The sequence below is a fragment of the Lederbergia wuyishanensis genome (genome assembly GCF_022900255.1).
GTDB classification, from domain to species: domain Bacteria; phylum Bacillota; class Bacilli; order Bacillales; family Bacillaceae_C; genus Lederbergia; species Lederbergia wuyishanensis.
In genome coordinates this window covers 140,491-152,476 of sequence record NZ_JALIRM010000010.1, presented here as the reverse complement: position 1 = coordinate 152,476, position 11,986 = coordinate 140,491, and the positions used below count along the sequence as shown (strand labels likewise).

At 34.9% G+C, this 11,986-nt stretch carries 13 protein-coding genes and 1 pseudogene; 9 read left to right on the top strand and 5 right to left on the bottom strand.

Going from position 1 to position 11,986, the window contains the following annotated elements; translation table 11 throughout:
* The first annotated feature begins 15 nt into the window (after window positions 1–15).
* From MT489_RS14465 to MT489_RS14435, 7 genes are all read left to right on the top strand, one after another.
* Window positions 16–954, top strand: a complete 939-nt coding sequence (locus MT489_RS14465) for a ring-cleaving dioxygenase (RefSeq protein ID WP_244682272.1) — start codon at window positions 16–18, stop codon at window positions 952–954.
* Between the two features lie 21 nt (window positions 955–975).
* Window positions 976–1,584, top strand: coding sequence for a flavin reductase family protein (locus tag MT489_RS14460; RefSeq protein WP_244682271.1), 609 nt, complete (start codon window positions 976–978; stop codon window positions 1,582–1,584).
* 47 nt (window positions 1,585–1,631) lie between these two features.
* Window positions 1,632–2,234 (top strand): alpha/beta hydrolase, encoded by a 603-nt coding sequence (locus MT489_RS14455; RefSeq protein WP_244682270.1) that lies wholly within the window; start codon window positions 1,632–1,634, stop codon window positions 2,232–2,234.
* Window positions 2,235–2,694: 460 nt separating this feature from the next.
* Window positions 2,695–3,306 carry an NAD(P)H:quinone oxidoreductase gene (wrbA, locus tag MT489_RS14450; protein ID WP_244682269.1) on the top strand — a complete coding sequence of 204 codons (612 nt, stop codon included), beginning with the start codon at window positions 2,695–2,697 and terminating at the stop codon, window positions 3,304–3,306.
* A gap of 59 nt (window positions 3,307–3,365) precedes the next feature.
* Complete coding sequence (locus MT489_RS14445; RefSeq protein ID WP_244682268.1) at window positions 3,366–4,151, top strand: SDR family oxidoreductase; 786 nt, start codon at window positions 3,366–3,368, stop codon at window positions 4,149–4,151.
* Window positions 4,152–4,473: 322 nt separating this feature from the next.
* Complete coding sequence (gene norA, locus MT489_RS14440; RefSeq protein WP_244682267.1) at window positions 4,474–5,646, top strand: multidrug efflux MFS transporter NorA; 1,173 nt, start codon at window positions 4,474–4,476, stop codon at window positions 5,644–5,646.
* Window positions 5,647–5,705: 59 nt separating this feature from the next.
* Entirely contained in the window at window positions 5,706–6,551 is an 846-nt protein-coding gene (locus MT489_RS14435) for a MerR family transcriptional regulator (RefSeq protein WP_244682266.1), read from the top strand.
* 143 nt (window positions 6,552–6,694) lie between these two features.
* On the opposite strand, the gene MT489_RS14430 is transcribed toward MT489_RS14435, so the two are convergent.
* A complete protein-coding gene (locus MT489_RS14430; RefSeq protein ID WP_244682265.1) occupies window positions 6,695–7,276 on the bottom strand; it encodes an LOG family protein in 582 nt (193 codons plus the stop codon).
* A gap of 437 nt (window positions 7,277–7,713) precedes the next feature.
* Window positions 7,714–8,367: a carboxymuconolactone decarboxylase family protein gene (locus tag MT489_RS14425; RefSeq protein WP_244682264.1), complete on the bottom strand. Its 654-nt coding sequence runs from the start codon at window positions 8,365–8,367 to the stop codon at window positions 7,714–7,716.
* Between the two features lie 335 nt (window positions 8,368–8,702).
* Between MT489_RS14425 and MT489_RS14420 the strand changes: the two genes are divergently transcribed.
* Window positions 8,703–9,167: a MarR family winged helix-turn-helix transcriptional regulator gene (locus MT489_RS14420; protein WP_244682263.1), complete on the top strand. Its 465-nt coding sequence runs from the start codon at window positions 8,703–8,705 to the stop codon at window positions 9,165–9,167.
* Between the two features lie 73 nt (window positions 9,168–9,240).
* Here MT489_RS14420 and MT489_RS14415 read toward each other — a convergent pair whose 3' ends face one another.
* Window positions 9,241–9,759 carry a CarD family transcriptional regulator gene (locus MT489_RS14415; protein ID WP_244682262.1) on the bottom strand — a complete coding sequence of 173 codons (519 nt, stop codon included), beginning with the start codon at window positions 9,757–9,759 and terminating at the stop codon, window positions 9,241–9,243.
* A gap of 134 nt (window positions 9,760–9,893) precedes the next feature.
* On the opposite strand from MT489_RS14415, the pseudogene MT489_RS22470 reads away from it, so the two are divergent.
* Window positions 9,894–10,088: pseudogene (locus tag MT489_RS22470) on the top strand (hypothetical protein); the annotation flags it as partial.
* Between the two features lie 220 nt (window positions 10,089–10,308).
* Here the strand turns inward: MT489_RS22470 and MT489_RS14410 are convergent.
* Entirely contained in the window at window positions 10,309–11,148 is an 840-nt protein-coding gene (locus MT489_RS14410) for an STAS domain-containing protein (RefSeq protein ID WP_244682261.1), read from the bottom strand.
* A 44-nt stretch (window positions 11,149–11,192) separates the two neighbouring features.
* Window positions 11,193–11,966, bottom strand: a complete 774-nt coding sequence (locus MT489_RS14405; RefSeq protein WP_382319391.1) for an AAA family ATPase — start codon at window positions 11,964–11,966, stop codon at window positions 11,193–11,195.
* Between the last annotated feature and the right edge of the window lie 20 nt (window positions 11,967–11,986).

The following is an 11,986-nucleotide window of genomic DNA, read 5'->3' as shown; positions in this document are numbered from 1 at the left end:
TTGGAGTGAAATTGAATGACTAAAAAAACAAGTGGAATCCATCACATCACGGCAATCGTAGGTCATCCACAAGAAAACGTAGATTTTTATTCAGGAGTTCTAGGCTTACGTTTAGTTAAGCAAACAGTCAATTTTGATGATCCAGGCACTTATCACCTTTATTTTGGTGATGAAGGTGGTAAACCAGGAACGATTATTACATTTTTTCCGTGGGTAGGAGCACGTCAAGGTATTATTGGTGATGGTCAGGTAGGAATTACTTCTTATGTTGTTCCTAAAGGTGCTATGGAATTTTGGGAACAAAGATTAAAGAAGTTTAATGTACCTTTCACTAAGGAAGAACGCTTTGGAGAACGGTATTTACAATTTGTTGACCCACATGGTTTACACTTAGAAATTGTTGAGCGAGCAGAAGGGGAAATCAATACATGGACTTTTGGAGGGGTAACCCAAGAAGTAGCAATCAAAGGGTTCGGCGGAGCTACTCTCTTTTCTTCCCAACCGAATAAAACAGCTGAAATGTTAGAAAAAGTAATGGGACTCGAACTGATTTGTAAAGAAGGAGACTTTATTCGTTTCCGTTCATCAGCTGACATAGGAAATATCATCGATCTAAAAGCAACTCCAGCAGGAAGAGGTCTAATGGGCGTTGGAACTGTTCATCATATCGCATGGAGAGCAGTCGATGATCATGACCAACTGGAATGGCAAAAATATGTGGCAGGAAATGGTTATGGTGTTACTCCTGTTCAGGATAGAAATTATTTTAATGCTATTTACTTTAGAGAACATGGCGAAATTTTATTTGAAATTGCAACAGATCCTCCTGGATTTGCTCACGATGAATCAAAAGAGACAATGGGAGAAAGGTTAATGTTGCCTGAGCAATATGAACAATATAGAGAGCAACTGGAACACAGATTGATACCGATTAAGGTAAGAGAATTAGATTAATGTCATAAAGGAATGATTTTTTTGCTTTCCATTGATCCTAATACAAACACAGAAAGAGAAAATTATAAGTTTCTAATTGGAAGTATTATACCAAGACCAATTGCTTTCGTGACTACGTTATCGGAGGACGGCGTTTTAAATGGTGCGCCTTTTAGCTATTTTAATATTGTTTCTTCTAATCCCCCAATGATTTCTTTATCCATACAGCGTTCTGGAGGGAAACAGAAGGATACGGCTAGGAACATTATTAAGCAAAAAGAATTTGTCGTTCACATTGTTGATGAAGAAAATGTTGAAAAGGTCAATAAAACTGCTGCTAGTCTGCCTCCTCATGAGAGTGAAATTGTTTTGGCCCAATTAACAAAAGTTGAAAGTGAGAAAATCTCAGTTCAGGGTGTTAAACAAGCAAAAATTCGCATGGAATGTGTACTGGAGTATTCTTTGGAATTAGGAGAAAAAGAACTACCTGGTTGTGATTTGATTATCGGAAAAGTTATTCAGTTTCATATTGAAGATGATATCTATGAAAATGGAAGAATTGATCCAAAAGGATTGGCTGCTGTAAGTCGATTAGCCGGTGCTAATTATGCGAAAATCGGAGAGATTTTTGAGATAGAAAGGCCTAAATAAAGAAACCTTACCTCATGTTGAGGTTTGTGTTTGGAGGGAGATAAAAGATGAAGCATGTATTCAATAAGGGAAAAAATCATAATAAACCAACGTTATTACTGCTGTACGGTACTGGTGGCAATGAGTTAGATTTGATGCCTCTTGCAGAAAGAATTGATGATGAAGCCTCTGTATTAAGTGTTCGAGGGAATGTTTTAGAACATGGAATGCCTCGATTCTTTAAGAGATTGGCAGAAGGAGTATTCGATGAAGAAGATCTTATATTCCGCACCAAAGAGTTGAATCAGTTCCTTGATGAAGCCGCTCGAGAGTATGGATTTGACCGAAATAACATCATTGCTATTGGCTACTCAAATGGAGCGAATATTGCTGCGAGTTTATTATTTCACTATCAAAATGCTTTAAAGGCCGCAATACTTCATCACCCTATGGTACCAAGAAGAGGAGTAGAGCTTCCTGATCTGACCGGAAAGTCTGTGTTTATTGCAGCTGGTACGAACGATCCAATTTGCTCACCATCCGAATCATTGGAACTTCAATCGTTGTTAGAAAAGGCAAATGCAAAAGTTGAACTTCATTGGGAAGATAGAGGTCATCAATTAACCGTTAAGGAAGTTGAGGCGGCTAGAAGATGGTATTTGACTTTATAGTAATGGTTAATGTGATATAAAAGAAAGTTGTTTTAATCATATTTTTACTAATATGTCACTTTTGGTTTGAGTATCTTGATTAACGCTTTATCTCTAGAGAGCTGCCATTGTGCAAAACACAAGCAATTATATTGAAATCGAGATATATTAAATGATAACATATCGATTAGAAGCAAAATGATAGAAGCCTCTTTCGTAAAACGGAAAGGAAACTGAAATTTAATCGGGACTTATTTTAGGCGAATGAATTTTCTTTTTTGTAAAATTCCATTTCTACATCACCTAAAATATCTCGAAATGGAGAAGTATCAATTTGATGTATTATAGATTTCCCGCAATATGAACGTTTCTCATATTTAATAGAGGTGGTTTTTATAGGGGATGCAAAAAAAAAAGGAAGGTGTAATATATGGGATTTTTAAATAAAATATTTGGAAAAAAATCAAAGGAGATGGAAAAAATGTCAAACGTTAAATTAGCGGTGGTATATTACAGCATGGGTGGAACAAACTATCAATTAGCAAAATGGGCAGAGGAAGGAGCAAAAGAAGCAGGTGCTGAGGTTAGAGTATTAAAAGTACAAGAATTAGCTCCAGAATCCGTTATCGAAGGTAATGAAGTATGGAAAGCAACTGTTGAAGCAACGAAAGACGTTCCTGTAGCAACATCAGCTGACCTTGAATGGGCAGATGCTATTATCTTCAGTGTTCCAACACGTTTTGGGAATATGCCATCACAAATGAAACAGTTCCTTGATATTCAAGGCGGGCTCTGGGCGAATGGTAAGACTGTGAATAAAGTAGTAAGTGCCATGTCTTCCGCCCAAAATCCACATGGTGGTCAAGAAGCTACATTGCTATCCTTATACACTTCTATGATGCACTGGGGTGCCATTATTGTACCTCCTGGTTACACAGATCCAGTATTGTTTGGTGCAGGCGGAAATCCATATGGAACAAGTGTAACAGTAGGTCAAGATGGAAAAATGATTGAGGACGTTGAAGGTGCTGTGAAACATCAAGCTAAACGTACGGTTACAGTTGCAGAATGGGTTAAAAAAGGAAATCAATAAACAAGTAAATTTTTTCAAATGAATACACAACAATTCCATTTAAGGAAAGGAGAAACATCATGAGTAATCGTTTCGAAAATAAAGTTGTCATTATAACTGGAGCAGGGTCAGGGTTAGGACAAGCATCTGCTTTACAGGTAGCAAAAGAAGGTGCAAAGCTTTCATTAGTTGATTTAAACAATAAAGGCTTAGAAGAAACAAAGAAATTAATATTAGAATCAGTACCAGATGCTGACCTTTTGTTAATTACAGCAGATGTATCTAAAGAAGAAGATGTTAAAAATTATGTTAAACAAACTGTTGATACATTTGGCAAAATTGATGGATTCTTTAATAATGCTGGTATTGAAGGTAAACAAAATCTAACGGAAGATTACGGCAGTGATGAGTTTAGTAAAGTCGTTTCCATTAATCTTAACGGTGTATTTTATGGTATGAAATATGTTTTAGAAATAATGAAAAACCAAGGTTTCGGATCTATTGTTAATACTGCATCTGTTGGAGGAATCCGTGGTGTAGGTAATCAATCGGGATATGCAGCAAGTAAGCACGGTGTAGTAGGACTAACAAGAAACTCCGGAATTGAGTACGGACAATTTGGCGTTAGTATTAAAGCAATAGCACCAGGTGCAATTATGACACCAATGGTTGAAGGTTCTTTAAAACAGATGGACCCTGATAACTGGGAAGAAGTTGGAAAGCAATTTGTTGAACCCAATCCAATGAAACGCTTTGGTAAACCTGAAGAAGTTGGTTATTTAGTAGCATTCTTACTTTCTGACCAAGCTAACTTTATTAATGCAGCAGTCATTCCAATTGACGGTGGGCAATCCTATAAATACTAACAGGCGACATTTAATGAAAATTTATTAAATTGGATAGTTATTTTATTAAATACTAACCCACAAGTATTAAAGAATCTATTTTGATTAGTTTTTTTCAAAATAGATTCTTTTTTTGTGTAAATAACGTTTACGCAAGATTATTAATCCAGCTTGTAGCAATCAACTAATAGAAAGTGGGAATAACAAAAATAGAATGTTGGCACAATATTTTAGTTAAGCTTTAGGGATGTGTGGATCTAGAACAAAGCGATTTAGAATTGACTCTCCTCTAAGGGGAGGGTTTACATTAGGTTGTAGGGTGTTGTAAAAGGAGTAGAACAATATGCAAAAACAAAACAGAACGTTAGCTATCGTTTTAACGAATTTATTCATTGCCTTTTTAGGAATCGGCCTTGTTATTCCAGTTTTGCCTACCATTATGAATGAGTTGCATTTGTCTGGATCTGTTGTTGGGTATATGGTGGCCGCCTTTGCCTTTACGCAGTTAATAGTATCGCCAATTGCTGGTCGTTGGGTAGATCGATTCGGACGTAAAATAATGATAATAATAGGATTAATCATTTTTGGTGTATCAGAGTTGTTATTTGGAATTGGAAAAACAGTAGAAGTTCTTTTCATTTCACGTATGCTAGGCGGTGTCAGTGCAGCATTCATTATGCCAGCTGTAACAGCCTTTATTGCAGATGTTACGACTATTCAAACACGTTCCAAAGCTCTCGGCTATATGTCGGCAGCTATTTCAACAGGTTTTATTATTGGTCCCGGCATTGGAGGTTTTTTAGCTGGCCTTGGTACCCGTGTACCTTTCTTTTTTGCAGCTGCTCTTGCTTTATTCGCAGCCATTTTATCCATCATTACACTTCATGAACCGGAACGGAAGGTAGAGAATGGAGTAGTAGCGGGCCAAAAAACAGGAATTAAACGTATATTTGCACCGATGTACTTTATTGCCTTCGTGATTATATTCATCACTTCATTTGGCCTAGCAGCCTTTGAATCGTTGTTCTCTTTATTTGCTGATCATAAATTTGGTTTTACTCCGAAGGATATTGCCATCATGATAACAGGCGGAGGTATTGTTGGGGCTGTTTTTCAAGTTGTATTTTTCGATCGATTTATGAAATGGATAGGGGAAATTCACTTAATTCGTTATAGCCTAATTCTTTCGACAGTACTTGTATTTTTAATCACATTTGTGAGCTCCTACTATACAATTTTACTAGTTACGATCACAGTATTTGTTGGATTCGATTTAATGAGACCTGCTATAACAACCTATTTATCAAGGATTGCCGAAAATGAGCAAGGATTTGTTGCAGGGATGAATTCGATGTTTACAAGTATTGGCAACGTTATTGGCCCGTTGATTGGTGGGGTCTTATTTGATCTAGATTTAAACTTTCCTTTTTATTTTGCAACAGTTGTTTTATCCATTGGTATTGGATTAACACTTGCTTGGAAGGAGCCAGCACAACAAACCGCCAAGGTAATGTAAGGAGCGTATTCTCTTGATTAGAGAATATGCTCCATGAACATACAAGGAAGTGAGAATGGATGGAAGAAAAGCTTTATACAATCGGTGAAGTTTCTAAACTAGCGAATATTTCAATTAAAGCACTCCGTTACTATGATAAAATCGACTTGTTTAAACCCGTATATGTCGACCCTCATACGAACTTTCGCTATTATAAGGACTCGCAAATTTATCTTTTAGATTTAATTAAATCTCTCAAATATATTGGTACATCATTAGACGATATTAAAAAAGTACAGGAATTAAAGACAGATGAATTTTTTTCTTTTTTAACTGAACAAGAAAAGATTGTAAGGAAAAAAATAAATAATTTATTAGAAATCGAACAAATCATTGCTAATGCTAAAATGGGAATACAAAGGCAGAAGGAATATCCTATTCTTGGAGAAGTGTTTCTTTCAGAAGAGAAAGAAAGTAATATAATTCAAATAAAAACTAGTGGGAATGGACCAAAAACTACTCTATATGCTTCTTACAGCAAGCTTAGGAGTTTTGCTGCATCGACCGAAGGATTTAGAAACAGTGGCTATGGAGCCATTTTTCCGTATAAGCCTTATACTCATATTGATGAAGTTACGTACCATTATTTATTTACACCCGTACTAACAAATAGACAGACAGCTTTGCTGCCACAAAACACAGAAATTGCAACTATTCCACAAGGCACTTATGTTTGTATTAGGTTTAATAGTTTATCGTTCGAAGAATATTTTTTGAACTTACAAAAATTAATTCAGTATGTTGCACGTCATAAATTAAAAGTAATGAGTGATATATACGAAACATTAGTACATATTCATTATTCCCCAAAGCAACAAGAAGAATTTCTAATGGAAATGAGAATTCTGGTTAAGGAAACATTATAAAAGTCTTTTTGAAAAATTCCTATCTATTCATAAAAAAGAATTCATTTTGAATAACATTTTTCAAAATGAATTCTACTTGTATGCTAATAAATCTGTTTCTGCCGCTTTTTTAACGTACCTAGCCCAAAGTTAGTAGTAAGATGCTAAATTTGTTTTTCAGTAATATATGTTTTTAATGTTGGTGGTTCATATGTATTGAATTGATCGAGGAGTCCTTGCGGTTCAACATCTACAAGAGCCATAGAACGGTATTTTTCATGTAGAAACTGTTCATCTGTCATATGATTAAATAAAGTAATAAGAGGGTCAAAATAATGATTTATATTTAAAAGTCCACAAGGTTTTTGGTGAAGTCCTAACTGGGCCCAAGTAAAAATCTCAAAAAACTCCTCTAATGTTCCAGGACCTCCTGGCATTGCTATAAAGCCATCTGCCAATTCTGCCATTTTTGCTTTTCTCTCATGCATAGAGTCAACAACAATGAGTTGTGTTAAGTTCTTATGGGATATTTCTCTTTTTTCTAGAAAGCTCGGCATTACACCAATTACGTTTCCTCCCTCTTCTAAAACAGAATCTGCAACTGCTCCCATAACTCCTACGCTTGCACCCCCATATACAAGGGCAATATTTCTTTTCGCCAGTTCTTTGCCAAGCCTTTTTGCACCTTTAATATAGGCTTCGGATACGCCGTTACTTGATCCACAAAATACAGCTATATTTTTCAAACTATCCCACCTTTCAAGAATGACATTATCATAAATTTAAATACTTTGTTAAGCTTCAGATATAAAAATGAAAGCTGAATGAAATGAATCTATCAGAAATTCAGAATTGGGTCAAAGAATATTATAAAAGCAGGGGTTGGTCTGACTTAGACATATTTGGTCGGATTGGCTTTTAGCGGAAGAAATTGATGTCTATTTAGAAGGATAACCATACGTAAAATGAAGATATCTACATTAAAAGCCAAATTTCTCGCTTAAAACATCGAGGAATTTGGCTTAAGTTATACTTCATGATAGTGCCTGATTTCTTCGTAAAAAATTGGGATCAAAAATTAATAAATATTCAAAATATGCAAACATTTTTTGCATCACATTATATCATCTTCCATAAGGAGGGGGAAACTGAGTGAGACAGCGGGGAATTCAGGTTTTTCATTTTATTCTTGGTAACTCTGAATCATATTGGCCATATGAGCGTATGAAGCACCTGCCCGTACTGCGGAAGTTACCATAATGGCTTCAGCTAGCTCTTCGCTAGTTGCACCTTGACGCTCCGCATTTTTTGTATGAACGTCAATGCAATATGGGCATTGAGTAGCGTTCGCAACAGCGACAGCAATAATTTCTTTAAATTTAGCACTTAATTTTCCTGATTTTGTTGAAGAGGTACTAAATGCTTGATAACCTTTAAAGCCTTCCGCCGCAAATTTACCTAATTGACCCAAGTTTTTCAAGTTAGAACGAGCATAAAGTACATCGGATGCTTCTTTATTTTTTGCATTGTGAACATGTGTACTGTGAGTAACAGTACCCCCCGCTTCCACCGCAGTAGTTACAAATACAGCTTCTGCTAATTCTTCCAATGTTGCCCCGGCTTTTTTGGCACTTTTCGTATGAGCATCTATACAATAAGGACATTGCGTAACATGAGTAATTGCAACAGCAATGATTTCTTTTTCTTTTTTTGTTAAAGTTCCTTCTTTAAATACAGCAGTATTGAATTCATTAAATTCTTTAAGTTGTTCCGGCGCTAATTCCTTTAATTGAGCTAAAATTTTTACATTTTCCTTTGAATATAGGTTAGCAGACATCTTCAAAACTCCTTTTCAAATTAATGAATATCATATGTGTACCATTCATGGTAACACTACTTCCTTTTTTATATACAAATAATGCTCATATACAACTTTTGCTTTAGTGATAAAAAATAAGTTTTAAGTTGAATGGAAAGTAAATTGATGATACTTTTGTAATTAAAATATAGAAATATAAGAAGGATATAATTGAGCTCATTGGTCACTGGTCTGACTATCACGATAATATTTAAAGTTTAGTGGTTGACGTTGCTGTAGTTTACCTTTAAATGGTTAACTCTCTACGTATAAAAGTTCAATCAAATTGGCAATGAAAATTAGATTTTCTAGTAATGTCGAAGACAATGAATGGAGTGAACGGTTTGACTCCCAATTCTAAATTACAAAACTTAGATTTAATCGATTTATTGAGTGAGCATCACAGTTCTACTCGTAAGTTCATGGAAAAAGCTTGGAACGAACATAGTGAGATTTATATTTCGAATTCTGAATGGTACATCATGGCTAGGATTTATAAAAAGCGTCCCACCATTTCGTATGTTACAAAAAACGTCGAAATTTCTCGTCAGGCAATCCATAAGTTTATTAAAAATCTTTCTGCAAAAGGGTTAGTGGAAATTAACAACGTAGAAAACAACAAGAAAGAGAAGTGTATTCAATTAACACCTTTAGGGGAAGAATGCTACGAGAAATACGAGATACTGAAATCCCAGTTGGAGAATAAAATTGCTGACCAAATTGGTGCGGAGCATGTAAAGACTCTTAAAGCTTTATTGAAGCTAGATTGGGGAATCTAAGTGAGAAACGCCTGCATTGTCAATTTGAAATGACATTGCAGGCGTTTTTATCATGTATATAGTATGATATTGTTTAGAAAATTAACCTAATTTCTTTCCCTTTTATCAAGCCTATGACCAATTCTTTTATTTCATCAACATTTTTATTTAATGATATTGCCATTTCTTTAAATAGAATCGATGTTGTATTTGTCAAAAGCTTACGATCTTGTTCGTAAAGCTTATGTCCATTTCGTTCAACTTCTATCTTTTTTCGTATCAGTGTGTTGATCATTCTAGCAATTTCTTTTCGATTTCCTGTCTTGACAATATCGGAAAAAAGCTTATGACGTTGGTTCGCTTGCTCCTCCCAGATGGTGCCAGGACTTTTAAAAGATTGAAGAACTTCAATGGCCTCTTCTTTATTGATTAAATCATGCATAAACACTTTTTCATTATTGATAGGGATACTGATTGTTAGTTGATGGTTATTTTCTATTGGATGCATCACGTAATACTTTCTATTTTCACCTGATATTGTTTTTTCACAAATGTCATCAATTTTGCAAATCCCATGAGTGGAATAAATAACCAAATCTCCTATAATGTACATTTGATCGTCTCCTACGATGTTTTGTCATCTAAGTAATTATAACACAAAATTAAAGTTTTGTCAACCTAGTTGACGTTAGGATAGTGTAGACATTGTTTAAAAATATGATAGGAACTCAATCCTAAGTAAATCCCTTTCGTGGGGGCAGAGCCATTGCTTTTTTAGAGATGATGCACCTGAGACGTATGACTCTTAAGCAATAATTAGAAGAACCGGAGTTCCAATCAATTCATTTAGTTGGTGAATTAAAAGCTCTTGATTTGGTCATCAATGAAATTATGCATCATCATTGCAACGCCCGCGGTGACAACCATATAAATACACTCTAAAAAAGTTCCCCAATAAAATGGTTTCAAAACAATCATCGAGTTCTCTTCCAATTAACGGGATCTAATGGTCTTAAAACTGTGATTATGAATAATTAAAAATGTGGAGGAGCATCTAACTTCTTCGCCATTTAGTCCAATGAATTCACAATCCCATCCAGTAAATCGAAATCTCTTTTAACAATTTAAAGGTATTCATTATGTCGATAAACTATGTAATTAGTCAATCTTTGAGAGTTTCTTTTAAAGCTCGTTCTAAAGATGAGTAAGTCGGAATTTTTTCAAAAGAAAGACCAAGCTGAATTACCGTCTGGGCTATTTCAGGGCGAATTCCGCATAGGGTAATTTCTACCCCAATTAAGTTTAAAGCTTCGTGTAAGTAAAAAATTTGCTGGGCGACCATCGTATCGACCATTATTACTCCAGATAGATCAATAAAAAGATAATCTAATCTTTTTTCAACACATTGCTCTAACGTTTTTTTAAGAATTAACTTTGCTCTTGCAGTATCAATATCACCAACAAGTGGAAGCAATCCTGTATTTTTAGTGATTACAATTACTGGTGAACTTAATTCATTAATAAGTTCTTGATGGCATTGTAATCTAGAGATAGAGTATTTATCAAACTCTTCTAGAAACCAAACTGTGACTTTATCCATAGTATCAATAATTAGGTGATTCCATGAGTCTATAACACTTTGTGGATATTCTCCTTTATGTATAGATACAAAGTCTTTTATTAATTGGAGATATTGATTACGGGTTCTATAAAATTCTTTCAATATTAAATTGGAAGGTGTTAATAGATGGCTTTCATCTTTAGCAATCTTCACTATCCATTCTTCAAAGTGTTTTAAATGCAAAGAATCTTCTTTAATAAATAGAGGAAAGAATTGCAGATGAAACTCTTTATTTTGTTCTTTTAGTATTCTAATTTCTTCTGGAACCGAAGAGGTATAGACCCCCGCGGTATTTTTTTTATCTATGCTTTCATACCATTCCTCTGTTAATTGTGATACTTTGCTGATTAGAAATTCATAAAGCTCTTCATATTTTGGCATGATCATTCTCTCCCCCAATGATTGAACTATTACCCTCAATGCTTTTATGTATTTAGTAAATGATGTAACATTCTATCTTTGTCATCAAAAAATTGTTTCATGATACTAAAATGGTTCGTTTCTTCGAGTAATGTTTCTTTGGCTCCTTCTTCACTAAGTTCTATAATCTTAGAATGAGGATAGGACATGATGATGGGCGAATGAGTAGCAATGATAAATTGTGAGCCTCTACGAACTAATTCATGAATTTGGGATAACATAGATAGTTGTCTAAGAGGAGATAACGCTGCTTCAGGTTCATCCAATAGGTAAATGCCATTTCCCCGAAAACGATTCAAAAAAGTTGCCCAAAAGGATTCTCCATGTGACTGTTGATGAAGTGACAATCCTCCGAATGAATCAATGATTCGTGGTCCGGCTCCTGGTTCACAGTCTAATTCTTCAATATTGCTTGCCACATTGTAAAAAGTCTCTGCACGAAGAAAGAATCCATCTCTTGGCCTTTCGATTCCTTTTATCAGCTTAATATATTTTTCTAATGGGGAATGTGAATCATAAGTGGAAAAGTTGAAATTAAATGAACCACCTTCTGGATTAAAACCAGAAGCAATTGCAATGGCTTCTAGTAAAGTTGACTTTCCCATGCCATTTTCACCGATGAAAAATGTAACATTTGGGTGAAAGGATAGTTCATCCAATGTCTTTATACTTGGTAAATGAAAGGGATAGTCATCAAAAGAAGAAATATAAGAACGATCGAGCTTTAATCCCCTTATATAATGGCTTTCTTGAAATTCTCCCACAAGATTTACCCCCATGATAAATAAAGATGCCGTAA

Bases quoted from the DNA above. Each gene is read 5' to 3' on its own strand.
- MT489_RS14455 (WP_244682270.1), top strand. From the start codon at position 1,632: ATGAAGCATGTATTCAATAAGGGAAAAAATCATAATAAACCAACGTTA.
- MT489_RS14435 (WP_244682266.1), top strand. From the start codon at position 5,706: ATGGAAGAAAAGCTTTATACAATCGGTGAAGTTTCTAAACTAGCGAAT.
- MT489_RS14465 (WP_244682272.1), top strand. From the start codon at position 16: ATGACTAAAAAAACAAGTGGAATCCATCACATCACGGCAATCGTAGGT.
- norA (WP_244682267.1), top strand. From the start codon at position 4,474: ATGCAAAAACAAAACAGAACGTTAGCTATCGTTTTAACGAATTTATTC.
- wrbA (WP_244682269.1), top strand. From the start codon at position 2,695: ATGTCAAACGTTAAATTAGCGGTGGTATATTACAGCATGGGTGGAACA.
- MT489_RS14445 (WP_244682268.1), top strand. From the start codon at position 3,366: ATGAGTAATCGTTTCGAAAATAAAGTTGTCATTATAACTGGAGCAGGG.
- MT489_RS14410 (WP_244682261.1), bottom strand. From the start codon at position 11,148: ATGCCAAAATATGAAGAGCTTTATGAATTTCTAATCAGCAAAGTATCA.
- MT489_RS14425 (WP_244682264.1), bottom strand. From the start codon at position 8,367: ATGTCTGCTAACCTATATTCAAAGGAAAATGTAAAAATTTTAGCTCAA.
- MT489_RS14415 (WP_244682262.1), bottom strand. From the start codon at position 9,759: ATGTACATTATAGGAGATTTGGTTATTTATTCCACTCATGGGATTTGC.
- MT489_RS14420 (WP_244682263.1), top strand. From the start codon at position 8,703: ATGTCGAAGACAATGAATGGAGTGAACGGTTTGACTCCCAATTCTAAA.
- MT489_RS14405 (WP_382319391.1), bottom strand. From the start codon at position 11,966: ATGGGGGTAAATCTTGTGGGAGAATTTCAAGAAAGCCATTATATAAGG.